The sequence below is a fragment of the Streptomyces sp. NPDC086080 genome (assembly GCF_044540255.1).
Lineage (GTDB): Bacteria > Actinomycetota > Actinomycetes > Streptomycetales > Streptomycetaceae > Streptomyces.
The window spans coordinates 243,566-269,149 of the sequence record NZ_JBITRU010000002.1 but is presented as its reverse complement, the minus strand read 5'-3'; the positions used below and the strand labels follow the sequence as shown (position 1 = coordinate 269,149).

25 protein-coding genes are annotated in these 25,584 nt (G+C 72.7%); 10 read left to right on the top strand and 15 right to left on the bottom strand.

What is annotated here, in order from left to right:
* Positions 1-199 precede the first annotated feature (199 nt).
* The 3 genes from ACIF9R_RS03295 to ACIF9R_RS03285 are packed head-to-tail and all read left to right on the top strand — an operon-like array spanning position 200 to position 3,257.
* Positions 200-1,483: a magnesium transporter MgtE N-terminal domain-containing protein gene (locus tag ACIF9R_RS03295; RefSeq protein ID WP_399973584.1), complete on the top strand. Its 1,284-nt coding sequence runs from the start codon at positions 200-202 to the stop codon at positions 1,481-1,483.
* A complete protein-coding gene (locus ACIF9R_RS03290; RefSeq protein ID WP_399973582.1) occupies positions 1,473-2,081 on the top strand; it encodes a DUF1003 domain-containing protein in 609 nt (202 codons plus the stop codon). The genes ACIF9R_RS03295 and ACIF9R_RS03290 overlap by 11 nt, the downstream gene beginning before the upstream one ends.
* Positions 2,082-2,123: 42 nt before the next feature.
* Positions 2,124-3,257, top strand: a complete 1,134-nt coding sequence (locus ACIF9R_RS03285) for an Mrp/NBP35 family ATP-binding protein (protein ID WP_399973579.1) — start codon at positions 2,124-2,126, stop codon at positions 3,255-3,257.
* A 313-nt stretch (positions 3,258-3,570) separates the two neighbouring features.
* On the opposite strand, the gene ACIF9R_RS03280 is transcribed toward ACIF9R_RS03285, so the two are convergent.
* The 5 genes from ACIF9R_RS03280 to sigE form a co-directional block, all read right to left on the bottom strand.
* Entirely contained in the window at positions 3,571-4,245 is a 675-nt protein-coding gene (locus ACIF9R_RS03280; RefSeq protein WP_399973578.1) for a hypothetical protein, read from the bottom strand.
* Between the two features lie 225 nt (positions 4,246-4,470).
* Positions 4,471-4,911, bottom strand: a complete 441-nt coding sequence (locus ACIF9R_RS03275) for a sec-independent translocase (RefSeq protein ID WP_399973576.1) — start codon at positions 4,909-4,911, stop codon at positions 4,471-4,473.
* Between the two features lie 133 nt (positions 4,912-5,044).
* Positions 5,045-7,000 carry a trypsin-like peptidase domain-containing protein gene (locus ACIF9R_RS03270; protein ID WP_399973984.1) on the bottom strand — a complete coding sequence of 652 codons (1,956 nt, stop codon included), beginning with the start codon at positions 6,998-7,000 and terminating at the stop codon, positions 5,045-5,047.
* A gap of 395 nt (positions 7,001-7,395) precedes the next feature.
* Complete coding sequence (locus tag ACIF9R_RS03265; protein WP_399973573.1) at positions 7,396-8,328, bottom strand: anti-sigma factor family protein; 933 nt, start codon at positions 8,326-8,328, stop codon at positions 7,396-7,398.
* Entirely contained in the window at positions 8,325-8,984 is a 660-nt protein-coding gene (gene sigE, locus ACIF9R_RS03260) for an RNA polymerase sigma factor SigE (protein ID WP_399973981.1), read from the bottom strand. Before sigE ends, ACIF9R_RS03265 begins: the two co-directional genes overlap by 4 nt.
* Before the next feature lie 278 nt (positions 8,985-9,262).
* Here sigE and ACIF9R_RS03255 point away from each other — a divergent pair, with 278 nt between their 5' ends.
* Complete coding sequence (locus ACIF9R_RS03255) at positions 9,263-9,961, top strand: O-methyltransferase (protein ID WP_399973979.1); 699 nt, start codon at positions 9,263-9,265, stop codon at positions 9,959-9,961.
* A 191-nt stretch (positions 9,962-10,152) separates the two neighbouring features.
* Here the strand turns inward: ACIF9R_RS03255 and ACIF9R_RS03250 are convergent, their stop codons facing one another.
* Entirely contained in the window at positions 10,153-10,320 is a 168-nt protein-coding gene (locus ACIF9R_RS03250; RefSeq protein ID WP_003966491.1) for a DUF3117 domain-containing protein, read from the bottom strand.
* Positions 10,321-10,699: 379 nt separating this feature from the next.
* On the opposite strand from ACIF9R_RS03250, the gene ACIF9R_RS03245 reads away from it, so the two are divergent.
* Positions 10,700-11,503 (top strand): enoyl-CoA hydratase/isomerase family protein, encoded by an 804-nt coding sequence (locus ACIF9R_RS03245; protein WP_399973570.1) that lies wholly within the window; start codon positions 10,700-10,702, stop codon positions 11,501-11,503.
* 240 nt (positions 11,504-11,743) lie between these two features.
* Here ACIF9R_RS03245 and ACIF9R_RS03240 read toward each other — a convergent pair whose 3' ends face one another.
* Entirely contained in the window at positions 11,744-12,334 is a 591-nt protein-coding gene (locus ACIF9R_RS03240) for a DNA-3-methyladenine glycosylase I (RefSeq protein WP_399973567.1), read from the bottom strand.
* Positions 12,331-12,693, bottom strand: a complete 363-nt coding sequence (locus ACIF9R_RS03235; RefSeq protein ID WP_399973565.1) for a DivIVA domain-containing protein — start codon at positions 12,691-12,693, stop codon at positions 12,331-12,333. The genes ACIF9R_RS03240 and ACIF9R_RS03235 overlap by 4 nt, the downstream gene beginning before the upstream one ends.
* Before the next feature lie 193 nt (positions 12,694-12,886).
* On the opposite strand from ACIF9R_RS03235, the gene folP reads away from it, so the two are divergent.
* Entirely contained in the window at positions 12,887-13,747 is an 861-nt protein-coding gene (folP, locus tag ACIF9R_RS03230) for a dihydropteroate synthase (protein ID WP_399973562.1), read from the top strand.
* Between the two features lie 240 nt (positions 13,748-13,987).
* Here the strand turns inward: folP and ACIF9R_RS03225 are convergent, their stop codons facing one another.
* Together ACIF9R_RS03225 and dapE are read right to left on the bottom strand one after the other, a co-directional pair.
* Entirely contained in the window at positions 13,988-14,746 is a 759-nt protein-coding gene (locus tag ACIF9R_RS03225) for a TIGR00730 family Rossman fold protein (RefSeq protein ID WP_399973559.1), read from the bottom strand.
* A 119-nt stretch (positions 14,747-14,865) separates the two neighbouring features.
* The gene (dapE, locus tag ACIF9R_RS03220; protein ID WP_399973556.1) at positions 14,866-15,945 is read right to left on the bottom strand and encodes a succinyl-diaminopimelate desuccinylase; all 1,080 of its coding nucleotides are present in this window, start codon (positions 15,943-15,945) and stop codon (positions 14,866-14,868) included.
* 84 nt (positions 15,946-16,029) lie between these two features.
* Between dapE and ACIF9R_RS03215 the strand changes: the two genes are divergently transcribed.
* Both ACIF9R_RS03215 and ACIF9R_RS03210 read left to right on the top strand, forming a co-directional pair.
* Positions 16,030-17,064 carry a heavy metal transporter gene (locus ACIF9R_RS03215; protein WP_399973554.1) on the top strand — a complete coding sequence of 345 codons (1,035 nt, stop codon included), beginning with the start codon at positions 16,030-16,032 and terminating at the stop codon, positions 17,062-17,064.
* Positions 17,065-17,268: 204 nt separating this feature from the next.
* Complete coding sequence (locus tag ACIF9R_RS03210; RefSeq protein WP_399973551.1) at positions 17,269-17,613, top strand: ATP-binding protein; 345 nt, start codon at positions 17,269-17,271, stop codon at positions 17,611-17,613.
* Positions 17,614-18,079: 466 nt separating this feature from the next.
* Here the strand turns inward: ACIF9R_RS03210 and ACIF9R_RS03205 are convergent, their stop codons facing one another.
* A complete protein-coding gene (locus ACIF9R_RS03205) occupies positions 18,080-19,177 on the bottom strand; it encodes a bifunctional succinyldiaminopimelate transaminase/glutamate-prephenate aminotransferase (RefSeq protein WP_399973549.1) in 1,098 nt (365 codons plus the stop codon).
* A gap of 114 nt (positions 19,178-19,291) precedes the next feature.
* Positions 19,292-19,609 (bottom strand): ferredoxin, encoded by a 318-nt coding sequence (gene fdxA, locus ACIF9R_RS03200; protein WP_055572727.1) that lies wholly within the window; start codon positions 19,607-19,609, stop codon positions 19,292-19,294.
* A gap of 140 nt (positions 19,610-19,749) precedes the next feature.
* On the opposite strand from fdxA, the gene ACIF9R_RS03195 reads away from it, so the two are divergent.
* Both ACIF9R_RS03195 and ACIF9R_RS03190 read left to right on the top strand, forming a co-directional pair.
* Positions 19,750-20,781: a GNAT family N-acetyltransferase gene (locus ACIF9R_RS03195; RefSeq protein ID WP_399973546.1), complete on the top strand. Its 1,032-nt coding sequence runs from the start codon at positions 19,750-19,752 to the stop codon at positions 20,779-20,781.
* Between the two features lie 17 nt (positions 20,782-20,798).
* A complete protein-coding gene (locus ACIF9R_RS03190) occupies positions 20,799-21,659 on the top strand; it encodes a tetratricopeptide repeat protein (protein WP_399973544.1) in 861 nt (286 codons plus the stop codon).
* 145 nt (positions 21,660-21,804) lie between these two features.
* Here ACIF9R_RS03190 and ACIF9R_RS03185 read toward each other — a convergent pair whose 3' ends face one another.
* The 3 genes from ACIF9R_RS03185 to mshB form a co-directional block, all read right to left on the bottom strand.
* Complete coding sequence (locus ACIF9R_RS03185; RefSeq protein ID WP_399973541.1) at positions 21,805-24,087, bottom strand: hypothetical protein; 2,283 nt, start codon at positions 24,085-24,087, stop codon at positions 21,805-21,807.
* A gap of 194 nt (positions 24,088-24,281) precedes the next feature.
* Positions 24,282-24,695 (bottom strand): DUF6113 family protein, encoded by a 414-nt coding sequence (locus ACIF9R_RS03180; protein WP_399973538.1) that lies wholly within the window; start codon positions 24,693-24,695, stop codon positions 24,282-24,284.
* Entirely contained in the window at positions 24,692-25,555 is an 864-nt protein-coding gene (gene mshB, locus ACIF9R_RS03175; RefSeq protein ID WP_399973535.1) for an N-acetyl-1-D-myo-inositol-2-amino-2-deoxy-alpha-D-glucopyranoside deacetylase, read from the bottom strand. The genes ACIF9R_RS03180 and mshB overlap by 4 nt, the downstream gene beginning before the upstream one ends.
* Between the last annotated feature and the right edge of the window lie 29 nt (positions 25,556-25,584).

The window sequence follows — 25,584 nt, the reverse complement described above, 5'->3', positions numbered from 1 at the left end:
CTCTTACGGGGGACCTGAACGGCGTACCGCAGGGTACCGGGGCCGTGAGGGCCGGGCGGAGCCAGTCCGTCCGGACCGGCCCTGAGCGCACGGCCGAACGGGACGGGCTAGCCTGAAGCCCACCCGAGCGGGCCATCCGGACCACGGACGCAGGCAGCACACAGCAACGAAAGACCCCGCACGCAAAGGAGCCGCCGCCATGGCAGCGGGTGCCCCCCGGTTCTTCGTCTCACATGTCTCCGGTGTCGCGGTCTTCGACCCGGCCGGCGACCAGGTGGGGCGTGTGCGCGATCTGGTCGTCATCCTGCGGCCCGGCCGGCGCCCGCCGAGACTGCTCGGCCTGGTGGTCGAACTCTCCACCCGCCGCCGCATCTTCCTGCCCATGACCCGGGTGACGGCCGTGCAGTCCGGCCAGGTCATCACCACCGGCGTGCTCAACGTACGGCGCTTCGAGCAGCGGCCCACCGAGCGGCTGGTCTTCGGGGAACTCCTCGACCGGCGGGTGACGCTGGTGGAGACCGACGAGGAGGTCACCGTCCTCGATCTGTCGGTGCATCAGCTGCCGGCCCGGCGCGAGTGGGAGATCGACCGGGTCTTCGTCCGCAAGGGGAAGAAGGGCGGCGCGTTCCGCCGCAGCAAGGGCGAGGCGCTGACCGTGGAGTGGTCCGCGGTGACCGGCTTCTCCCTGGAGGAGCAGGGGCAGGGCGCCGAGAACCTGCTCGCCACCTTCGAGCAGCTGCGCCCCGCCGACCTCGCCAACGTCCTGCACCACCTCTCCCCCAAACGGCGGGCGGAGGTCGCCGCCGCCCTCGACGTCGACCGGCTCGCGGACGTCCTGGAGGAGCTGCCCGAGGACGACCAGATCGAGATCCTCGGCAAGCTGAAGGAGGAGCGCGCCGCCGACGTCCTGGAGGCCATGGACCCCGATGACGCGGCCGACCTGCTCGCCGAGCTGCCGGAGGAGGACCAAGAGCGGCTGCTGGGCCTGATGAAGCCGTCCGACGCGGCCGACATGCGGCGCCTGATGTCGTACGAGGAGCACACGGCGGGCGGTCTGATGACGACCGAGCCGATCGTGCTGCGGCCCGACGCCACCGTCGCGGACGCCCTCGCCCGCATCCGTGAACCCGACCTCTCCCCCGCGCACGCCGCGCAGATCTACGTCTGCCGCCCGCCCGAGGAGACGCCCACCGGCAAGTACCTGGGCACGGTGCACTTCCAGCGGCTGCTGCGCGATCCCCCGTACACGCTGGTCGGCTCGATGCTGGACGAGGATCTGCAGACCCTGGACCCGGACGCGGCGCTGCCCGTGGTCGCCGGGTTCTTCGCCACGTACGACATGGTGGCGGCGCCCGTGGTCGACGAGGCGGGCTCGCTGCTGGGCGCGGTGACGGTGGACGACGTACTGGACCACATGCTGCCCGAGGACTGGCGGGAGACCGAGTTCCACCTGGACGAGGAGGTGGCGTCCGATGGCGGCTGAGCGCGACGGCGTGCGCGAGCGGCTGCCGGCGGGTGCCACGGCGGCGGGGCGGCCGCGCACGCCCCGTCTGGACCAGCCGCGCCCGCCCCGGCGCCGGCTCCTGCCCGAGTGGGACCCGGAGGCCTTCGGGCGGCTGTCGGAGAGCGTGGCGCGGTTCCTGGGCACCGGGCGGTTCATCGTCTGGATGACGTTCGTCATCATCCTGTGGGTGCTGTGGAACGTGTTCGCGCCGAAGGAGCTGCGCTTCGACGAGTACCCGTTCATCTTCCTGACCCTGATGCTGTCCCTCCAGGCCTCCTACGCGGCCCCGCTGATCCTGCTCGCGCAGAACAGGCAGGACGACCGCGACCGGGTCAACCTGGAGCAGGACCGCAAACAGAACGAGCGGTCGATCGCGGACACCGAGTATCTGACCCGGGAGATCGCCGCCCTGCGGATCGGGCTCGGCGAGGTGGCCACCCGGGACTGGATCCGCTCGGAGCTCCAGGACATGGTCAAGGACCTGGAGATCCGGCAGAACGGACACAAGGAGCACCACGGCCCCTATCCGGCCATGCGGGCGGAAGGGCCACCGGGACGTGACGCAGAAGACCGCTGACGCCCTTACCGGCGGGTGCACCCGGCGCCGTACCATCGTCCTATGGCTACGGAAGACGCGGTGCGTGAAGCACTGGCGACGGTGAACGACCCCGAGATCAACCGGCCCATCACCGAACTCGGCATGGTCAAATCGGTGGAGATCGGTGCGGACGGGGCGGTCGCCGTCACCGTGTACCTGACGGTCTCCGGCTGCCCCATGCGGGACACCATCACTCAGCGCGTGACGGACGCGGTCTCGGGGGTCGACGGTGTCACCCGGGTCGAGGTGACGCTGGACGTCATGAGCGACGAGCAGCGCAAGGAGCTGGCTAACGCCCTGCGCGGCGGCCAGGCCGAGCGCGAGGTGCCGTTCGCGAAGCCGGGCAGTCTGACCCGGGTGTACGCGGTCGCGTCCGGCAAGGGCGGCGTCGGCAAGTCGTCGGTGACGGTGAACCTGGCGGCGGCGATGGCGGCCGACGGGCTGAAGGTCGGTGTCGTGGACGCCGACATCTACGGCCACTCCGTGCCGCGCATGCTGGGGGCCGACGGGCGTCCCACCCAGGTCGAGAACATGATCATGCCGCCGTCGGCGCACGGCGTGAAGGTCATCTCCATCGGCATGTTCACCCCGGGCAACGCGCCCGTGGTGTGGCGCGGCCCGATGCTGCACCGCGCGCTCCAGCAGTTCCTCGCGGACGTGTACTGGGGCGACCTGGACGTGCTGCTGCTCGACCTGCCGCCCGGCACCGGTGACATCGCGATCTCCGTGGCCCAGCTGGTGCCGAACGCCGAGATCCTGGTCGTCACCACGCCCCAGCAGGCGGCGGCGGAGGTGGCCGAGCGGGCCGGTTCCATCGCCGTGCAGACGCATCAGAAGATCGTCGGGGTGGTGGAGAACATGTCGGGCCTGCCGTGTCCGCACTGCGACGAGATGGTCGACGTCTTCGGCACGGGCGGCGGCCAGTCGGTCGCCGACGGTCTGACCCGGACCACCGGTACGACCGTTCCGGTACTCGGCGCGATCCCGATCGACGTCCGGCTGCGCGAGGGCGGCGACGAGGGCATGCCCGTGGTGCTGTCCGACCCGGACTCCCCCGCCGGCTCGGCGCTCCGCTCGATCGCCGGCAAGCTGGGCGGCCGGCAGCGGGGCCTGTCGGGCATGTCCCTGGGGATCACCCCGCGCAACAAGTTCTGAGTGCTGAGGCGGTGCACGCCGAGGTTCTGAGGCAGAGCGCGCGAGAAGGGCGCCGTCCGCGAGGACGGCGCCCTTCTCGCGTACGCGCCCGGATCACCGTGTACGGCCCGGCCGACGGTCGGCACAGGCGTCGTACGCGTCACTCTCGTACGCGCCAGCCGTCGTAGACGCCAGCCCGCGTAGGCGTCAGCCGGCGTAGACGTCAGCCGTCGTAGACGTCAGCCGTCGTACGCGTCACTCTCGTACGCGCCAGCCGTCGTAGGCGTCAGCCGGCGTAGGCATCAGCCGGCGTAGGCATCAGCCGGCGTAGGCGTCAGCCGTCGTACGCGGCGATGTCCTTGACCACGGCGAAGCCGAGACCGTACGCGCTCATCCCTCTGCCGTACGCTCCCACGTGCACGCCCGCCTGTGTGGAACCGGCGAGCACCCAGCCGAACTCGGACTCCCGGTAGTGGAACGGCGTGGGCACCCCGTCCACGGGCAGGGACAGCGTCGACCAGTCCTCGCCCTCCAGATCGTCGGCCAGGGCCCAGGCCGTCTCCGTCTGCTGTTCCAGCCAGTCGTCGCGCAGGGAGTGGTCCATCTGGCCGGGCCAGGTGAAGGACAGCAGCCCCACTCCGGCGAGCCAGGCGGCGGAGGAGACCGAGGTGGCCTCCAGCAGACCGGTGCCGTCGGCGCTGCGACGGACCGGGTTGGCGGCCACGGTCACCACCACCGCGAACTTCTCCTTGGCCTCCTGGTCACCGCCGGAGGCGACCTCGCTGCGCACCGAGGGCTCGTCACCGTGCCCGACCGATCCGTGCTCGACGGCGCCGTCGGCCGCCAGTCCGACCTGCATCAGCCAGCGCCGGCCCGTGAAGGCCTCGTCGAGGCCGTACCAGGGGAAGGGCGCACGCAGGTAGTCGTCGACCGTACGCCGGGCGGAGGGGACGTATTGTCCGTCCTCCGCGGCCGGCGCCTGCGCGACTGCCGAACTCGTCGTCTCCATGTGCCCGGACGCCTCCTCGCTCTCGTCGGACCGGCGGCCCGCCCCCCTTCGGGCGTACTCTCCGCTCCGCACAACAACTTCGGCAGCATAGCCACCCCACGGCCATGGGCCGGGAAACCGCCCGGCGCATGGGCCGCACGAAGGGCCGGATCGGGCCGTGCACAGCCCGGGTGGAGTATGAGACGCGTCACGTGCGCGGGGCGTGCGCCCTTCGTGCCACCCCGCTCAGGTGGCGTCCATGTCGAAGGGCGGACGGTCGTCGGCCGCCGGACGCTCCGGCTTCTTGCTCATGTCCACGCGGCCACCGGAGGAGCCGGACGAGGAGGGCGTGGCGGCGTCCGTGTCGCGGCCGTGGACGGCGTCCGTGACCTCGGCCATCTCCTTCTTCAGGTCGAAGCCGTTACGGATCTCCTTCAGCCCCAGGTCCTCGTTGTCCAGCTGCTTGCGGATGAACGTCTTGGGGTTGAGGTCCTCGAACTCGAAGTCCTTGAACTCGGGGCCGAGCTCCTGCCGGATGTCCTGCTTGGCGCTGTCCGAGAAGTCCCGGATCTTCCGGATCGTACGGGTCACGTCCTGGATGACCTTGGGGAGCTTGTCCGGACCGAAGACAAGCACGGCGAGGACGATGAGCGTCACCAGCTCGAGCGGTCCTATGTCATTGAACACCTGAAGCTCCTCGCGATGCCTTCGGTCCTCGGCCCTCGGTGCCGGCCGCCTGTGGTCCTCCGTGGTCCGGGCCGGATCCACGGTACCCGGCCATCCCCCGCGGCCGGTACCGTCCCGGACGTCGATGTGCCGCTCAGCCGCCGTCCGAGGAGCCGAGCACCAGCGACACCTTCCGCTCCTCGCCGTCGCGTTCCAGGGTGAGCTCCAGCCGGTCGCCCGGGCGGTGGGCACGGGTCTTGACGATGAGTTCCTCCCCCGAGTGGACGCGTCGGCCGTCGACCTCCGTGATGACGTCACCGGCCTTGATGCCGGCCCTGGCTCCGGGGCCGCCGGTGCTGACGGGGGGTCCGCCGTCGTGGCCCTTGGCTGCCACGCGGGCGCCGTCGCCGCCGTAGTCCATGTCGAGGGTGATGCCGATCACGGGGTGGGTCGCCTTCCCCGTGTTGATCAGCTCCTCGGCTACGCGCTTGCCCTGGTTGACCGGGATGGCGAAGCCGAGCCCTATGGAACCGGCCTGACCACCGTCCGGGTCGGCGCCACCGGCGGAGCGAATGGCCGAGTTGATGCCGATCACCCTGCCCTGGGCGTCGAGGAGGGGGCCGCCGGAGTTGCCGGGGTTGATCGGCGCGTCGGTCTGCAGAGCGTCGACGTACGACACGTCGGTCCCGTCGCCGTTCTCGCCGCCGGCGGTGATGGGCCGCTCCCGGGCGCTGATGATGCCGGCGGTGACCGTGCCGGCCAGGTCGAAGGGGGCGCCGATGGCGACGACGGGGTCGCCGACGCGCACGTTGTCGGAGTTCCCGAGGGGCAGCGGGGCGAGGCCGCGGACGCCCTTGACCTTCACGACGGCGAGGTCATAGCCGCTGTCCCGGCCCACGACGGTGGCCTCGGCGGTGTCGCCGCTGTGGAAGGTGACGGTGATCTCGCCGTCGTCCCCGGCGGGCCCGACGACGTGGTCGTTGGTGAGGATGTGGCCGCGCTCGTCGAGCACGAAGCCGGTGCCGGTGCCGGCCGCTCCGCCGCCGCTGACGTGCAGGGTGACGACGCTGGGCAGTGCCTGTGCGGCGATTCCGGCGATGCTGTCCGGGTCGCGGGCGGCGTCCTCCTCGGCGGCCTGCGGCAGTTCCACGGTTCCCAGGCCGCCGTTGCGCTCCAGATAACCGCCGACGATCCCACCGACACCGCCGGAGACGAGCGCGAGCAACAGCGCGCCCCCGACGATCGCCCGCCGGGCACGCCTGCGGCGCTGCTCACGGTCCATCAGGACGGGCTCGGCCCGCTGCAACGGCGCACCCGCCGCTGCCGCCGCCCAGGGGTCGTAGCGGCCCCAGGGATCGGCGGGCGGGGACTGCGTCGTCGGGCCCGGGTGCCCCTGGGCGGGGACGGCCGGGGCGGTGTCCGCGACCGGGGGCGACGCGGGGCTCTCCGCCGCCCCGTGCCCCGGCGCATCCGCCGGATGCCCCGCCCCGGCCGGTGCGGGCACGGCAGCCATCACACCGTGCGCCGGAGTACCCGCCGGGTGCTGCACGGGCGGCGCGGGGGCCCAGGGCCCCGGCTCACCGTACGGCGGAGTGCTGTACGGGTCGGGGTCGTGCAACGGCCGCGCCCACCCGGAACCGGCTTCGTCACCCTGCCCGGCGACCTCACCGGCCCCGGCGACACCCGGTCGGCGTTGCTCGCCGACGGCTGGGGCCGCGGCGACAGGAGCACCGGGCACGATCCCCTCAGCGGCCGGGCCACCGGGGTCGTGAACCCCGGTCGCGGAAGCGACAGGCGCCGCAGGCCCCCCGGACCCGGCCCCGCCCGACACCACGACGGACGATCCGACCGAGCCCTCGGCCTCAGAACCAGCGGGCACGACGACAGGGGCCGCCGCCGCAGGCCCCTCGGGGCGGCCCGGGGCAGGTACCGGAACGCGGCCCCCGGGCGCGGAGGCGGCCGGTTCCGCGGGCCCCCCGGACCCCGCCCCGCCCGACACCACGGCGGACGAACCGCCCGAACCACCGGCCTCAGAACCAGCGAACTCGGCGACAGGGGCCGCCGCCGCAGGCCCCTCGGGGTTGCCCGGGGCGGGCCCGGTGGCGGGCATGGCCGACCGGGGCGCCGCGTCCACGGGTGTGTCCGTCCCCTTGTCCGAGGACGCGGGAGCGGCAGGGGCACCGCGCCGCTCGGGGGGCGCCGGCGCCTCAGGAACCGGGGCCGTAGCCGGGCGCCCCGGCGGGGTGCTCCCGGTGTTCAGGGGCCGGTCGAGTTCGTAGTCGCCGTCGTGGGTGCCGGTGGTGGCAGGCGCCCCGGTCGGGCGGGCCAGTTCGAAGTCCCCGTCGGGTGTCTCCGGAGGCCCGGTCGGCTCATTCCCCGAAGGGTCCGGCTTCCCCTTGTTCATGCTCTCCCCACAGCTGGACACTGGCTCGGCGCCCGGCCGCGAGGGCCTGGGCGCGCCACCAGGAATTCAACCAGGTTCGCGCGCCCCTGCGCAGTGGACGGTCAGCGGGCCGTGCGGGAGGTGAGGGTGGGCGTGGGGGTCGGTGTCGCACCGGCGGTGACGGCTCCGGGGGCCCTGAGCCCTGCGGACACCGCGGCCCAGGCGGCCGGTGTGAGCGGCGGCGTGCCGCCCGGCGGGCGTATCAGCGGGGACACCGCCGTCGCACCGCCTTGAGCGGCTTGCGGAATGCCGGGCAGCAGCGGCGCCGAGGCCACGGTCGGGGCCACGGAGGTGCCCCCCGGCGCGCCCTGGCCCGTCATGTGGCCCAGCAGTGGCCCGACGCCCCTGCGACGCGTCTCGGACGGCGTCGTGGCCGCGCCCGCGCCCTGCGTCCGCACCGGCGTCACATTGCTGCCCTTGCCCGAGCCGCGCGCCGCCGTGTCGACGGGCCCGCTCGCGGTGACCCCGCCCAGCGCGATCGCCGCCAGCGACACCGCCCCGGCGGCGACGAAGGCGAACCGCAGTCCGCGCGAGGAGGGCCGGTCGATCTCGTGGCGGCCGGAAGCGTGCGGGCCGAGGAGCTGGCCGCCCGCCGCCGGTTCGTGCCGCCGGACGGGCGTGTAGGCGAACTCGAAGCGCTCGCCGCGCCTGGGCCCGAAGGCCCCGGAGGAGCCGAACCGCCCGGACGCGCCGCCCGGCAGCCCGCCGCCACCCAGCGGCGACCCGCCGTCGCCGAGGTCGCCTCCGGCCGGTAGCCCCTGGAGGCGGGCCAGGAAGCTCTCGGAGGGCGGCGGCGGGGCCACCTCCGCGAAGACGTTCTTCAGACGGCGCTGCGCGTCCACCTCCGCCTTGCACTTCGCGCAGGTCGCGACATGCGCCAGTACGCGCTCACGCGCGTCATGACCGAGCTCACCGTCCACCAGGGCGGAGAGTCGGTCTCCCAGATGCTCCTCTGCGAGGTGTCCCTCGAAGGACTTCGGCTGTGAACCGCTCACGCGCTCGCGCCCCCTCCTCCCAGTGCGGGAACACGCTGCACCAAGGGACGACGCTCCGCTCGCGCCTTGGGCGAGCGGTGCGCGAGGGCCTTGCGCAGCTGGGAACGGCCGCGGTGGATCCGCGAGCGGACGGTGCCGAGCTTGACGCCCAGGGTGGCCGCGATCTCCTCGTACGACAGCCCTTCGATGTCGCACAGCACGACGGCGGCGCGGAACTCGGGGGCGAGGGTGTCGAGGGCCTGCTGGACGTCCGCGTCGAAGTGGGCGTCGTTGAACACCTGCTGGGGCGTGGGCTCCTTGCTGGGCAGTCGCTCGGCCGCGTCGTCGCCGAGCGCGTCGAAGCGGATCCGCTGCTTGCGGCGGACCATGTCCAGGAAGAGGTTGGTGGTGATGCGGTGCAGCCAGCCCTCGAAGGTGCCGGGCGTGTACGTCGACAGGGAGCGGAAGACGCGGACGAAGACCTCCTGGGTGAGGTCCTCGGCGTCGTGCTGGTTGCCGGTGAGGCGGTAGGCGAGCCGGTAGACCCGGCCGCTGTGCATGCTGACGATCTCCTCCCAGCTGGGCGGAGTCCACGCCTGCCCGTCCGCGTCGCCGGAGAAGGTCGCGGTCTGGGCCGGGTCGCCGGCGCGGTGATGGTCAGCAGCGGTGTCGTTCACGGATTTCGGCCTGCCCGCCGATCCGAGGATGCGCCGCAGCACTCCTCCGCGATCCACAGGTGCAGCCGCACCTCCCCTGTCGGCTCTGGTGGTGTCCAGTGGAGCCCCTACCATAGCCACCTCGCCCGTTAGCTCCGGATAAGCGGTTTTACGAGAATTTGATCTGAGCTGCCACGGCTCGTACGGCTGCGTCAGCACTTGCTCGGCGTCCCCGTCCACTCCCTACCCCCCGGTCACGGCACACACCACCTGCTCACCCTCTTTAAACGACCGGTCCCATCAGCAGGTTCCCGACGCCAACGGATACAGTCACGCCCAGGCAACCACGGGGACAGGAGAGGGTCATTACCGCCAACCGGCAGACGAGCTGGGCGTTCGCCGACGCCTATGTCGCCGAGGAGGAGGCGCTGCACTGGGCCCGCGACCGGGCCCGCCAGGCAGGCCTGCGCTCGGTGTCACCCGGCACGGGCGCGGCCCTGCGGTTGCTCGCCGCCACCGTGGACGCCAAAGCGGTCGCGGAGATCGGCACCGGCTGCGGAGTCTCCGGGATCCATCTGCTGCACGGTATGCGGCCGGACGGGGTCCTGACCACGGTCGACCAGGAGCCGGAGCACCAGCAGTCCGCCCGCCAGGCGTTCCGCGACGCCGGTTTCGCCGGGAACCGGGCCCGCTTCATCCCGGGCCGCGCGCTGGACGTGCTGCCCCGGCTCGCGGACGCCGGGTACGACCTCGTGTTCTGCGACGGCGACCGCGTCGAATACCAGGACTATCTCGCTGAATCGTTGCGCCTGCTGCGCCCCGGAGGCCTGGTCGCCTTCGAAGGTGTCTTCGCGAACGGACGCACGGTCGACTCCGGTCCGCAGCCCTCGGAAGTGCTGCGGCTGCGCGAGCTGGTGCGGGCCGTCCGGGAGAGCCAGGAGCTGGTGTCGTCGCTGCTGCCGGTGGGAGACGGGCTGCTCTGCGTCGTGAAACGGTGACCCGGCGACCGTGACCGTCACCGGGAGCGGGACCAGGAACGGGAACGGGAACGGGGGACCGGAGAACAGGACCGGCCACTTCCCGTAGCACCGCGCCCCGCGCCGGTGGACACCCTTCGCTCGTACGCAAACAGCCGCCCCGGCACCGTGTGCGGCACCGGGGCGGCTGAAAGGGTATGGTCGCTTGCGCGTCAGCCGACGACCTTCTTGAGTGCGTCGCCGAGCGCGTCGGCCTCATCCGGAGTCAGCTCGACGACGAGCCGACCGCCGCCTTCGAGCGGAACGCGCATGACGATGCCCCGCCCCTCCTTGGTCACCTCGAGCGGGCCATCACCCGTCCGCGGCTTCATGGCCGCCATGCTCGTTCCCCTTCCTGAAACCCAGCTAAACCGTCTGAGCCGACGGCCCACTGAAGGGCACCTGCGGTCCTTGAAGCAGGACACACGCCACCGGCATCGAACACATTGCTTCCAGGCCATTATCCCGCATCGCAGCACCCTATGACCAACATCAGTCGGCATCGCTTGGGCAACGCGCGCGAGCAAAACCACTCAATTCGGCGATGTGACTGCGATACTGCGCCACCGCACACAGTTCCGGCGTCCGGAAACGGACGGGAACGGTTTGACGCAGGTCACACGGAGGGCCCGCTCCCATGCCGGTGATCTCCGTCATGCTGTCCTGCAGACGAGGACGTACTCACCGGTACGTCCCGAGCCGCACACGGAGGGACACACCATGGCCGACACCGTGCTCTACGAGGTGAGCGACGGACTCGCGACGATCACGCTGAACCGCCCCGAGGCGATGAACGCGCTCAACGTCGCGGCGAAGGTCGCCCTCCGGGACGCGGTCCGGTCCGCCGCGGAGGACCACGCCGTACGGGCCGTGCTGCTCACGGCGGCCGGTGACCGGGCGTTCTGCGTCGGGCAGGACCTCAAGGAGCACATCGGACTGCTGATCGAGGACCGGGAGACCGGGTCGGGGCAGACCATGAGCACCGTGCGCGAGCACTACAACCCGATCGTGAAGGCGATCGCCGGGGCCGCGAAGCCCGTGGTCGCGGCGGTGAACGGGGTCGCGGCGGGCGCAGGCTTCGGTTTCGCGCTGGCCGCGGACTACCGGATCGTCGCGGACACGGCGGCGTTCAACACCTCGTTCGCCGGGGTCGCGCTGACCGCGGACTCCGGGATCTCCTGGACGCTGCCGCGCGTGGTCGGCCCCGGGCGCGCCACCGACCTGCTGCTCTTCCCGCGCAACATCTCCGCACAGGAGGCGTACGAACTGGGCATCGCGAACCGGCTGGTGCCGGCGGCGGAGCTCCGGGCGGAGGCGGAGAAGGTGGCCCGCGCGCTGGCCGACGGGCCGACGGTGGCGTACGCGGCGCTGAAGGAGTCCGTGGCGTACGGGCTGAGCCACTCGCTGGAGGAGGCCCTGGAGAAGGAGGACGAGCTCCAGACCCGGGCGGGCTCCTCGGAGGACCACGCGATCGCGGTGCGGGCGTTCGTCAACAAGGAGAAGCCGACGTACCTGGGCCGCTGAGCCCCGGGTCGCGGCGCCGTCCGAGGCTGCGGGCCGGTTGTGGCCGGGCGCGCAGTTCCCCGCGCCCCTCGGACCGCGCTGAGCCCTCCGGGACCGGGGGCCGACGGGAACTGCGGGTGCGTCGTGGCCGGGCGCGCAGTTCCCCGCGCCCCTCGGACCGCGCTGAGCCCCCCGGGACCGGGGGCCGACGGGAACCGCGGGTGCGTCGTGGCCGGGCGCGCGCGCAGTTCCCCGCGCCCCTTAAGGGGTGCTTCTCATCGCGCAGGTTTCCAGGTGGTCGTCGACCAGTCCGCACGCCTGCATCAGGGCGTACGCCGTGGTCGGGCCGACGAAGCGCACGCCGCGCTTCTTCAGTTCCTTGGACAGGGCCGTCGACTCGGGCGTCACCGCCGGGACATCGCTGAGGGACCTCGGTGCCGGGCGGCCGTCCGGGTCGGGAGCGTGGGACCAGATCAGGGTGTCCAGGTCACCGGGCTCCCACGTGGCCAGCAGGCGCGCGTTGGCGAGCGTCGCGTCGATCTTGGCGCGGTTGCGGATGATGCCCGCGTCGGCCAGCAGGCGCTCGCGGTCGGTGTCGGTGAACTCCGCGACCTTGGCGATCTCGAAGTCGGCGAAGGCGGCGCGGAAGCCGGGGCGGCGGCGCAGGATGGTGAGCCAGGACAGGCCGGACTGGAAAGCCTCCAGGCTGAGCCGCTCGAAGAGGGCGTCGTCCCCGTGGACCGGCCGGCCCCACTCCTCGTCGTGGTACGTCACATAGTCCGGTGTGGACAGCGCCCAGGGGCAGCGCGGGAGGCCGTCCTCGCCCGTGGGGGCGGCTGCCGCGCCGGTCACGGCCGCTCGTCCTCGCGGTGCGGCACGGGCTTGTCCATGGACAGGTGCGCCGCGGCGGCGCGGGCACCGGCCAGCGCGGACTCCAGGTCGGCGATCCGGGCGTCGCGCTCGGCGAGTTCGGCTCCCAGACGGCCGAGGGCGTCGTCCACGTCGGCCATGCGGTAGCCGCGGGCGGCGAGCGGGAAGCGCAAACCGTCCACGTCCGCGCGGCTGACCGGGCGGTCCGGCGGGAGATGGTCCACCAGGCGCTCGGGCCCGGCCTCGGGCAGCGGGCCCTTGTCGCCGCCGCCCACCACGGCCAGGGTCACCGCGGCCACCACGACGGCGAGCGCGACGACCAGGAACAGGAACATAACCATCGCCGGGGCCCCCACGGTCGGATGAGTCGGAGTGAGTCGAGGAGTAGGAGTGGGTCGAGGAGTCGGAGTGCGTGCATCGCATGCGGGTCGGAGTCGGATGTGTGGCTCCGATCGTGCCATGCGAGTCTGACACCCGGGGCCGCCGGGCGGACGGAGACGGCCCGGACGGACGGAAGAGGAGAGGTCACAGGGGATGCTCAGGCTGGGCAGGCGGGAATTCGCACCGCACGAGCGGGTGATCATGGCGATCGTGAACCGGACCCCGGACTCCTTCTACGACCAGGGCGCCACGTTCCACGACGAGCCGGCGCTCACGCGGGTGGAGCAGGCCGTGGCCGAGGGCGCGGCGATCATCGACATCGGCGGGGTGAAGGCCGGTCCGGGCGAGGAGGTCACCGCCGAGGAGGAGGTACGGCGGACGGTCGGCTTCGTCGCCGAGGTGCGGCGGCGCTTCCCGGACGTGGTGATCAGCGTGGACACATGGCGCCACGAGGTCGGCGAGGCCGCGTGCGAGGCCGGCGCGGACGTACTGAACGACGCGTGGGGCGGGGTCGATCCGCGGCTCGCGGAGGTCGCCGCGCGGTACGGGGCGGGGCTGGTGTGCACCCACGCGGGCGGCTCGCAGCCGCGCACCCGGCCGCACCGGGTGTCGTACGACGACGTCATGGCCGACATCCTCGACGTGACCGTGGGGCTGGCGGAGCGGGCGGTGTCCCTGGGGGTGCCGCGGGAGTCGGTGATGATCGATCCGGGGCACGACTTCGGGAAGAACACGCGGCACAGTCTTGAGGCGACGCGGCGGCTGGGCGAGATGGTGGCCACGGGGTGGCCGGTGCTGGTGTCGCTGTCCAACAAGGACTTCGTGGGGGAGACGTTGGACCGGCCGGTCAAGGAGCGGGTCGTGGGGACGCTCGCCACGACGGCGGTGTCGGCGTGGTTGGGGGCGCGGGTGTACCGGGTGCATGAGGTCGCCGAGACCCGGCAGGTGCTGGACATGGTGTCGGCGATCGCCGGGGAGCGGGAGCCGGCTGTGGGGCGGCGGGGGCTGGCGTAGCAGGCCGGGGCGCGTCCGCTGGGGGCAAGGTCTTGGGTGGGGGTGGGGGTGGGGGTGTGGGTGGGTGTGGGGCGGGTGGGGGGTTGGGTTTGTTTCGCCCCCGCCGCCCCTTCCCGTCCCGTCCCGGGGGCGCTGCCCCCGGGCCCCCGGGCCTTTGCCCACCCGCCGCCCGGCTCGGGGGTGGGGAAGGCACCGTATGGGGGGGGTGGGGCAGGCGCCGTGCAAAAGGCTCTGGAGCCTTTAGCGGCCCGCTTCCTTCGAGACCAGGGCCACTGCTTCCTCCACGTCGTCCGTGACGTGGAAGAGCATGAGGTCCTTCTCCGCCGCCTTGCCCTGGGCGATGACCGAATTGCGGAGCCAGTCGACCAGGCCGCCCCAGTAGTCCGTGCCGAACAGGACGATGGGGAACTGGGTGACCTTCTGGGTCTGGACGAGGGTCAGGGCCTCGAAGAGCTCGTCGAGCGTGCCGAGACCGCCGGGCAGGGCCACGAAGCCCTGCGCGTACTTCACGAACATCAGCTTGCGGACGAAGAAGTAGCGGAAGTTCAGGCCGATGTCGACGTAGCGGTTCAGCCCTTGCTCAAAGGGCAGTTCGATGCCGAGGCCGATCGACATGCCGTCCGCCTCGAGCGCGCCCTTGTTCGCCGCCTCCATGGCCCCGGGGCCACCGCCGGTGATCACCGCGAAGCCCGCTTTGACCAGGCCCCGGCCGAGCCGCACCCCGGCGTCGTACTCCGGCGAGTCCACCGGTGTGCGTGCCGAGCCGAAGACACTGATGGCGGGCGGGAGTTCGGCCAGCGTACCGAAGCCCTCGATGAACTCCGCCTGGATGCGCAGCACCCGCCACGGGTCCGTATGGACCCAGTCGGAGGGGGCGCGCCCGTCCAGCAGCCGCTGGTCGGTGGTGCTCGCCTGCACCTGTCCCCTCCGTCGGAGGACCGGACCCAGTCTCCGCTCGTCCGGTGGCTGCTGCTTACCCTCCGGGTTGCCGGTAGCCATGTGCGCTCCCTCCATGTGCCAGGTCGTACCGCCTCAGCGTAGATCTCCGCGGGTTACGTACGGGGGACGTCAGCATGTCCACGCGAGAGCGTTCCAAACGCCTCGGCGCCCGTGGCCGCTCACGCGGTCAGCCAGGACCGCAGGCGCTCCTCCGCCACGAGGATCTTCGCGGTGTCCACGCGCTCGTCCCGCTTGTGGGCCAGGTGCGGGTTCCCGGGGCCGTAGTTGACCGCCGGGATGCCCAGCGAGGAGAAGCGGGAGACGTCGGTCCAGCCGTATTTGGGCTGCGGGGTGCCGCCCACCGCCTCGATGAAGGCCGCCGCGGCCGGGTGGGAGAGGCCGGGACGTGCCGCGCCGCTGTGGTCGTCGACGACGAACTCCGCCACACCGCAGTCCGCGAAGACCTCACGGACATGGGCCAGCGCCTCGTCCTCCGTACGGTCCGGGGCATAACGGAAGTTCACGGTGACGACGCACTCGTCGGGGATGACGTTGCCGGCCACCCCGCCGGAGATGCCGACCGCGTTCAGCCCCTCGCGGTACTCCAGGCCGTCGATCAGCGGGTAGCGCGGCTCGTAGGCGGCCAGGCGGGCGAGGATCGGGGCGGCGGAGTGGATCGCGTTGGAGCCCATCCAGCCGCGCGCGGAGTGGGCGCGCTCGCCGGTGGTCTTCAGCAGCACGCGCAGCGTGCCCTGGCAGCCGCCCTCCACCTGGCCGTCGGAGGGCTCCAGCAGCACCGCGAAGTCGCCCTCCAGCCACTCGGGACGCGCCTCGGCCACATGCTTCAGGCCGTTGAGGTCGGCGGCGACCTCCTCGTTGTCGTAGAACACGTAGGTCAGATCGCGGTTCGGGGCGGGGACGGTGGCCGCGAGCCGCAGCTGGACGGCCACGCCCGCCTTCATGTCGCAGGTGCCGCAGCCCCACAGGGTGCCGTCGGCGTCGAGCCGGGAAGGGACGTTGTCCGCGATCGGGACCGTGTCGATGTGGCCGGCGAGGATCACCCGCTCCGCGCGCCCCAGCCGGGTGCGGGCCACGACGTTGTTGCCGTACCGGTCGACCGTGAGGTGCGGCAGGGCGCGCAGCGCGGACTCGATCGCGTCCGCGAGCGGCTTCTCGGTGCCGCTCTCGGAGGGGAAGTCGACGAGCTGCGCGGTCAGGCGCGCGGCGTCCAGCGTGAGGTCAAGCGGGGTGTCGGCCATGGCGTCGACCCTAACGCCCCGGAACGTCGCCCACTGTTCACACCCGGGTCCCACGGAACCGTACTCTCCAGTACCTTGTACCGCGTGTCAGAGCCGTCACTTCCCTCACAGCGCACGCGCCGCGGCCGTCTGTTCCGCTGGAGTGCGGGTTTCGTGGTGCTGTCCGCGGTCGCCGGATACATCGTGGTGCAGTACGACACCGGGGGCTCCGTGGGCCCCGGATGCAAGGTCGTGTCCGACAAGGGCGACGGCGCGACCTACGAGTTCACGCCCGAGCAGGCGGTGAACGCGGCGACGATCACCGCCGTGGGCACCGCGCGGAACCTGCCCGAGCGGGCCGTGACGATCGCGCTGGCGACCGCTCTGCAGGAGTCGACGCTGCGCAACATCGACTACGGCGACCGTGACTCGCTCGGTCTGTTCCAGCAGCGCCCCTCGCAGGGGTGGGGCACTCCGGAGGAGATCATGGATCCGTCGTACGCGGCGGACAAGTTCTACGAGCATCTCGAGGAGGTGCCGGGCTACACCCGGCTGCCGCTCACCGTCGCCGCGCAGCGGGTGCAGCGCAGCGGTTTCCCGCAGGCGTACGCCAAGCACGAGCCGGACGCCGCGCTGCTGGCCGCCGCCCTCACCGGACGCTCGGCGGCGACGCTGACCTGCGAGGGCCGCCCCGGGACGACCCGGGCCTCGGGCGCGGACGCGGTACGGGCCGCGCTGGCCCGGGACTTCGGGCGGGACGTGCTGACGCCGGCCGGTGCCGAGGTGGGCGGCCCGGACACGTCCTCGCCGTCCGCGGGCGCCGCCGGTGGTGGCGAGGGAGGTCCCGGCAGCGGGTCCGACGGCGACTCCCTCGGCGGTTCCGACGGACGGACCGTCACGCTTCCGGTCGGCGAAGGAGACGGTGCCGAGGCCGGGCGGAGCGCGGGGGCGCGGGGCTGGCAGCTGGCGCACTGGGCCGTGGCCAACGCCTCCGAGCTGCGTATAAAGCGGGTGTCGTACGCGGGGCGGGAGTGGACCGCCGGGCACAGCGACAGCCAGTGGCGGCCGGACGACGGCAAGGGGTCCGTGGACGCGGGGGACGGCGGCGCGGAAGCGGTGCGGATCACGACCGTGCAGTAGTGCGGGCGATCACCCGCAGGTGTTGAAGGAGGGCGGTCCTGCGGCGCATTGCCAACTCTTTGCGATGTCGCACCGCAACCTTCCCGGCGGTCGAGCGGTAGTCACTGCGTCCGAGCCCGACGGCGGCGGTCGACGGCCAGTGGAGCGTCGATCGTCCGCCGGGCGGCCGGGCCACTCATCGTCGTCTGCCGTCGAAGGAGCACCATGTCCCTCCCCCTGACCCGTCGGATCGCCCGTGCCGCGCTGATCGTCGCTGCGGGAGCGGCTGCCGGGGTCGGTGCGGCCGGTTCCGCGAGTGCGGCTCCGCAGCTGCCGGCCGCCCCGAACCTCGGGCTGAACGCCCTGGACGGGGCCACCGGCAACACCGTGGACAACGTGACGAAGGGTGTCGGCAAGACCGCGCCCCGCACGGACGAGGTGACGCCGGCCGCCGGTACGACCGTGAAGAAGGCGGCGCCGGTGGTCAAGCAGCTGCCGACGGACTCGCTGGCGAAGGGCGGCGTGCCGGCGGCGAAGAACCTGCCGGTCCAGGGGCTGCCGATCGGCTAGGCGCCTGGCCTGTGCGGCGACCAGGGTGACGGGGTCCGGGGTGTTCCCCCGGGCCCCGTCACCTTTTTTTGGCGTGCCTGCGCCGGTGCAGGGGCCGTCGCTCGAGACGGTGCCCTGTCCCGGTGGCTGTGCCCACCCTCCCCCATTGCCCAAAGGGCATGGGAGGTATCCCCATCGCCCTGCGGAACGACTGCCCACAGCCGGCCGGGGCGTGCACGTGCGATTGCAGCCGTCGCCCCACCGCGCCCGACAACGCCAGGCTGCGAGGGCGGGGCCGGAATCATGCCCGCCCCACCGCGTGCAGTCGTGCCTCCCCCAGTGCCTTAAGGGCCTGGGAGGTACCCCCAGGGCGATGGGGGTCCCCCCGCTCGAGCGAAGCCGAGAGTGGGGGAGGGTGGGCGCGGCGGCACCCCGTCAGCGCCGGGTTGCGCAACACGCCCCGCCCAGCCCGATCACGGGTCCGGCGTCAGCCGGTCAGGCGGTCGGCCGCTGCCCGGACCCGGGCGTCCGTGGCGGTGAGGGCCACCCGGACGAAGTTCGCGCCCGCGGGGCCGTAGAAGTCGCCGGGGGCCACCAGGATGCCCAGGCCGGCCAGGTGGGCGACCGTGTCCCAGCAGGACTCGTCCCTCGTGGCCCACAGGTAGAGGCTGGCCTCGCTGTGCTCGATGCGGAAGCCGTGGGCGACCAGAGCGTCGCGCAGGACGGCGCGGCGGGCCGCGTAGCGCTCGCGCTGGACGCGGACGTGCTCCTCGTCGCCCAGGGCCGCCACCACGGCCGCCTGCGTCGGCGCGGGGGTCATCATCCCGCCGTGCTTGCGGATCTGCAGCAGCGGACCCAGCACCGCCGGATCACCGGCCAGGAAGGCGGCGCGGTAGCCGGCCAGGTTGGACCGCTTGGACAGGGAGTGGACCGAGACGATGCCGTCGAGGGAGCCGCCGTTGACGTCGGGGTGCAGCACCGAGACCGGGTCGGCCTCCCAGCCCAGCTCGATGTAGCACTCGTCGGAGAAGACGAGGACGCCGTGCTCACGGGCCCAGGCGACGATCCGGGTCAGCTCCTCCTTGGACAGCACCCGGCCGGTCGGGTTGGACGGGGAGTTCAGCCACAGGAGCTTCAGGCCGGCCGGGTCCAGCTCGGTGGGATCGTCGTAGGCCTCGTACTCCGCGCGGGCGAGGCGGGCGCCGACCTCGTACGTCGGGTAGGCCAGGCGCGGGAAGGCGACCCTGTCGCCGGGGCCGAGTCCGAGCTGGGTGGGCAGCCAGGCGACCAGTTCCTTGGAGCCGACGACCGGCAGGACGTGCCGGTGGGTGATCCCGCGGGCCCCCAGCCGGTGCTCCGTCCAGCGGGTGAGGGCGTCACGCAGTTCCGTGGTGCCCCAGACCGTGGGATAGCCCGGGGAGTCCGCCGCGGCGGTCAGGGCCTTCTGGATCAACTCGGGCACCGGGTCGACGGGTGTGCCGACCGAGAGGTCGACGATGCCGTCGGGGTGCCCGGCGGCCGTCTTCTTGTACGGCTCCAGCTTGTCCCAGGGGAAGGTGGGCAACCGGTCGGAGACTGCGGACACGGGCGAGGGCTCACTTTCTGGTACGGCGAACGCCTCGGCCCCGTACGGCGACCGGGACGATCAGGCCGTACGGGACCGGGGCGGCACGTCGGTGCGGGGCCGCTTGCGGGACGGCTACGCCTGCGGCGGCAGCGCGGCGATGAACGGGTGGTCCCGCTCGATCAGACCGAGCTTGCTGGCGCCGCCGGGCGAGCCGAGATCGTCGAAGAACTCGACGTTCGCCTTGTAGTAGTCCTTCCACTCCTCGGGAGTGTCGTCCTCGTAGAAGATGGCCTCGACCGGGCAGACCGGTTCACAGGCGCCGCAGTCGACGCATTCGTCCGGGTGGATGTACAAGGACCGCTGGCCCTCGTAGATGCAGTCGACCGGGCACTCCTCGATGCACGCCTTGTCCTTCACGTCGACACAAGGCTGCGCGATGACGTAGGTCACGCTGTCGTTCCTCCTCGATAGGGCGCTGGCGGGCCTCCTCAGGCTCCGCCGCCTGGCGCGCGGGAGCGCGGCGTCGTCGATGCCCGCCCCTAGTATCTCCGTTCCTGGGCATGATCCGAACAGGAGGGGTGAACTGACCTGTGGAAATCTCTGCCGCCGGGCGCCTCGAGGTCCGTATCACCACTGCTGACGTGGGAAAACGGGTCTCCGTACGGAGCTTGATCGAACATGGTCTATTGGGTGAGAAGTTCACCGACACGGTCGGCGTTCTCACATCATGGGACAACGGTGTGCTGCGGATCACAAAGAAGAGTGGCGACAGTGTCCGCGTCGCGGAATCCGCGCTGGTCGCGGGCAAGGTCGTCCCTTCCGCACCGGCGCGTCGCCGCGGTCCCGCCGCCTCGTACGAGGAGCTGGCGCGGGTCACCGCGCGGGCTTGGCGGCCCGTGGAGAGCGAGCGGATCGGCGACTGGGAGCTGCGGGCGGCGGACGGGTTCACCCGGCGGGCCAACTCCGTGCTGCCGCTCGGCGACCCGGGCATGCCTCTGGACGACGCGCTGACGGCCGTACGCGGCTGGTACGCGGCCCGGGGGCTGCCCGCCTACGTCCAGACCGCGACCGGCGCGGAGGGCACCCAGGAGCTGCTGTGCGCGGAGCTGGAGCGGCGCGGCTGGGTGCGTGAGGTGACCGCCGAGCTGTGGGTGGGCCCGCTGGCTCCGGTCGCCGACCTGGGCGGGGAGCCGTCCGGAGTCGTGCTGGCGCGGCAGGCCGACGAGGCGTGGCTGGCGCGATACCAGCGCAAGGGGGTGAGCGAGGTGGCCCTGCGGGTGCTGGGGAGCGGTCCTTCGGTGTGGTTCGCCACGGTGCCGGACGGCACGGGTGCGCCGGGCGGCACGAATGCGGCACCCGCCGCCATCGGGCGGTGTGTCGTGGACGGGCGGTGGGCCGGGTTCGCGGCGGTCGAGGTGGATCCGGCGCGGCGGCGGCAGGGCCTGGCGACCGCCGTGATGGCCGCGCTGGCCCGTCGGGCGCTGGACGAGGGGGCCTCGGCGGCATGGCTGCAGGTGGAGGACGACAACGCGGGGGCGCGTGCGTTGTACGAGCGCATGGGGTTCGCCGCGCATCACGCGTACCACCACTATCGCGCTCCGGAAGGTGAGGGAGCGCCGTGAGCGGGCACCAACCTGGTATGCGCCCCCCGTATCCCCCGCCGGCCGGGCGCTCCGCGGAGCTGCGTCGGCGGTTCGCCGAGGAGGCCCGCTGCGAGCGGCCCGACCTGTCCACGCTGTGTCTGCTGATCGGCGCGGTGGCGGACGGCACGCTGGACGACGCGGGCATGGACGCCGTGCAGGTGGAGCTGGACCGGCTGGCCGGTGAGCTCCCCTACCGGCCGGGTTCGCCGCAGGCGTGGGCCCTGGCACTGCGGGAGCTGCTGGGCGGGCGGTACGGCTTCCACGGGGTCTCGGACGACTATCAGCGGCTGGAGTCGTCGCTGCTGCACGAGGTGCTGCGGCGGAGGCGCGGGCTGCCGATCCTGGTGTCGGTGGTGTGGATGGAGGTGGCCCGGCGGGCCGGGGCGCCGGTGTACGGGGTCGCCCTGCCGGGGCATTTCGTGGTCGGGTTCGGGGAGGCGGGCGTGGGCCCGGGGCAGGTGCTGGCCGATCCGTTCGACGAGGGGCGGGTGCTGAGCGGGGCGGACGCGGAGCTGCTGGTCGCGGGGGCGACGGGGGCGGCGCTGGACGCGTCGATGCTGACACCGGCGGGGACGCTGGATGTGGTGCTGCGGATTCTGAACAACGTACGGGCGTGGGCGATGGCACGTCCGGAACGCTCGGACGTGGCGTTGTGGGCGGTGGATCTCGCCCTGCTGCTGCCTTCGCACGCGGCCCGGTTGCGGTACGAGCGGGCACTGTTGCTGGTGCAGCGGGGGGAGTTCTCGGCGGGGGCCGGGGAGCTGGAGGCGTACGCGGACGTGGTGGGGGCGGTGGACGAGGGAGCGGCCGCGCGGGTGCGGGGGGAGGCGTTCGCGGCTCGGGCGATGCTGAACTGAACCGTTGGCGGGGCGGACCGTGGGTGGCCTGCGCTGTCCGCGTCGCCAAATCCCGCCCGCGTCCGGCAACGGGAGAGCGGCGCCGTACGGGTCCCTTCAGGACCCGACGACGCCGCTCTCCCGTGTGCGCTGCCCGTCGACCCCGTCAGCTGGGGTCGGTGTCGATGACGGCGACCCGGTCGGTCTTGCTCTTCAGCGCCTGGCGGAGGGCGCCGTAGACGTCCTGCGGGGTGACGGCCGTCTTGTTGCCATTACCCCGGACGATGAGGACACCGTCGAACGTCTGCCCGTACAGCTCCTTCAGGGCCTTCAGGTCGGGCTTGTCGACGAGCTTGTCGCCCACGGCCTCGATCCTGAGGAACTTCCACAGCGACTTCTCGGGGCTCATCGGGATCGAGTGCGCCGGATCGGTCTGCACGGTCACGATGTCCGACATCGCCGGCTCGGCGAACTCCTTCATGATCCGGTCGACCTCGGCCTTGGAGACCTTGGGCTGCCGGTCCGTCGTCGGGACCTTCACCGCGGCGGCGGAGCCGGTCTCCACCTGGGTGCGGTACGCCTCCGTCACCACGGCCGACGCCTTGGCCACGTCGATGCCCTGACCGGCCTCGGGATACACGGGGACGGCCTTGCCGGACTGGAACTTCACCCCGCCCTCGGTGACCGAGCCGGAGCCGCCCGCGGCGTTCTCCAGGGCGGCCTGCAGCTTCTCCTCGTCCACGGGCATCACCGGCTCGACGACGCGCTGCTGGCCGAAGAGGGAGCCGATCACGTTGACGGGGTTGTAGTCGCTGGTGGCGGCCGCGCCGACGGTGGCGCCGGTGTCGAACTGCAGGCCCGCGTTGTCCGGCTGCAACTCGACGGTCTTCCCGTCGACCGACAGCTTCAGCGGCTTGTTCAGCCGGTCGGCGAGGGCCGCGTCGAGCTTCTTCACGCCGTCGTCCCGCGTGCCGCCGCCGATGTCGATGCCGAGCACGGTGGTGCCCTTGGGCACGTCGGAGCTGTTCATCAGCAGGCCGGCGCCGTAGGCGATACCGAGGACGACGACCACACCGGTGCCGAGCAGGACGAGCTTGTTGCGCCCCTTCTTCTTCGGTGCCTTCGAGGAGCTCGCCGGAGGCGGGGAGACCGGCTCGGGCAGCTTGGGCGGCGTGTGCGGGCGGGGGCCGTCCATGCCGGGGTCGGGCGCGTCGAAGGACGCGCTCGCGGGGATGACCGGGATGCCGCTGGTGACGGTGTTCCCGGAGACGTTGTCGTGGCGGGTGCCGTAGCCGGGGGCGCCCTGTCCGGCGGGGTACTGGGGGGTGAGGACCGCGGTGTCGTCACTGAAAGCGGCACCAGGGGCGCCGGGGGCACCGGGGTGGCCCTGCTGCGGACCGGCGCCGAGGGCGCGCTGGGGGCCACCGGGACCGCCAGGACCGCCGGGCGCTCCGCCGGGTACTCCGCCGGCCGGCGGGGCCATCGGGCCCTGACCGGTGACCGGGCCGCCGGTCGGACCGGCGGGGCCCTGCGGCCCGCCCGGCCGCCCCTGACCGCCGTACCCGGGCTGACCGCCGGGACCGGCCGGGCCACGCTGCCCCGGGGGGACCCCGAGGCCGTCCCCCGTGAAGAACGGCAGATCGTCATGGCGCGGTTCGCCACCGGGGCCGAGAGCCGGACGCGTGCCGCCACCCGCGGGCCCGCCGGCCAGCGCCTCGGTCACGTCGAAGGAACCGGTGCCGCCACCGTGCCCGGGAGCGACCGGCCCGCCGGTCGCACCGGTGGCTCCGGTCGGGCCGGAACCCGGCGCGCCCATGGAGCCCACCACACCACCCGGCCGCCCGGCGCCCGGCCGCGCACCGCCGGGTGCGGTGGGACCCGTCGGCGCGCCACCGGCCGCGCCGGGGCCCGAACCCGAACCCGTCGGGTCGACGGCCCCGTTGGCGGAACTGCCTCCCTGGGTGCCCTTGCCCGCACCGGACTTGCGCGGCGCGAACCAGTCACTGGCCGGCTTGTCCCCGGCCGCCGGCTTGCCGGCCTGAGAGGCCTGCGAGGCCTGCGAAGCCTGAGAGGCCTGCGAAGCCTGAGAGGCCTGGGGAGACCGCGTGGGCAGGGCGGGCTGAGCGGGAGGATCGAGCGCGGGCGGGCCCGGGGTGGGAGAGGGCGCGGGGGCCGACGCCGCGGCATCCGTGGCGCCCTTGCTCTCCGCGTCCGTGACGGGCTTGCGCACGACGACCGGCGGAATGGGCCGCGATCCAGGGATGTTGATCCGGATCCGGGTCGTCAGCGTGGTCTCGGTCTTGCGCTCCTCCGGCCGCGCGGCCGAACGGCCCGCGTCCGTACTCCCGTCCGGAATCGCCGGAATCCCGTAGGGCGGCGTGCCCGACGGATAGGCGGCTCCACCGCGCCCGTTGGGCCCGGAGGACGGAGTGTCAGTTTCACGACTCAAGGCAGGTTCTCCCGGTTGGCTCCGCCGCCCGTCACGACCTCACGGTGGGGATCCCCCCTGCTCGGGCGAAGCCGAGGGTTCGAGGGAGGCTCGGCGGTGCGCACCACCTTACTGGCCACATCCGGCCGGTACCCCAGTACCGCTGACGAAACCCACACCGGACCCGCACCCCCGAGAAACGGCGAAGTGGTACGTCACTTGCCAAGTCGGGCAGGGCCGCCGTCCGGTTGCCTCCCCCCGCCAAGGGTGGCGCACATCACAGCGACGGCGATACCGCCGAGCAGGAAGAGATACGAACCGGCTCCCGCGGCGAAAAGGAAGTCACCCTCCGGGCGGCTGGCCGTGAGCAGGACGACGACCACGATCCACCCGGCGGCGACCGCCGCGCCACCGCCGCGCCCGCGCATCACCCGCGTCCCCCCGAGGACGAGACCGGCCTCGCCGGCGAGCGCCAGCAGCAGCCCGCCCGGGAACCACGCGGGCTGCACGAGCGCCCCGGCCACCCCGGCCACGGCACCGAGCACCAGCAGCCCGGCATAGGCAGCGGCCCGCCCGGCGGAGGGCGCCCGCAGCGGCTGCGCCAGCACGGGCGCCCTTTCCCCGCTCACAGCGCCTCCCCGGACCCGACTCCGGCGAACAGGTCGCTTTCCTGCCCTTCGGGACGTTCTCCGCGTACCAACTCGTAGTACTCGGTGGTGAAGAGGGGCTGCGCGAGCTCGTTGGACAGCACGAAGTACGGCTCGGCCACGGTGATCTGGGTGGCGTGCGCACGCATGGCGGCGGCCTTGGCGGAGGCGTACGCGGTGCCGTCGACGGCGGCGGTGATCCGCTCGTCGTCGACCACACCGGGTACGTCGTCCAGGACGCCCGCCTTGTCGAAGGGCAGCCCGTCCAGCTCGCCGTTCAGCTGGGCGAAGGCCTCCTCGCCCACGGACCGGGGCACCCGGTTCCAGTACACCTTGGGCACGTCCCACCCGGCCTCGGCGGCGAGCTCGACGGCACGCATGGCGACACGGTGCGCCTGGATGTGATCGGGGTGCCCGTATCCCCCGTTCTCGTCGTACGTGACGAGGACCTGCGGCCGCACCTCCAGGATCACCTCGGCGAGCAGCCCCGCCGCCTGGTCCACGTCGGCCTGCCAGAAGCAGCCGGGATCGTCGTTGTCGGGCAGCCCCATCATCCCGGAGTCGCAGTACCGCCCGGCCCCGCCGAGCAGCCGGAAGTCGGTGACCCCGAGGGCCTGCATGGCGTCCTTGAGCTCACCGAGCCGGTGCCCGCCGAGGGCGGGACCGCCCAGATGCCGCAGCTCGGGCGGAATGACCTCACCCCGCTCACCGAGGGTGCAGGTGACCAGTGTCACATGGGCGCCCTCCGCGGCGTACCGGGCCATGGTCGCGCCGTTGTTGATCGACTCGTCGTCCGGGTGGGCGTGCACCAGCATCAGACGCCGGGAGCGCATTTCCGTCATGGGATCACCTTATGAGGTCCCCGACCGCC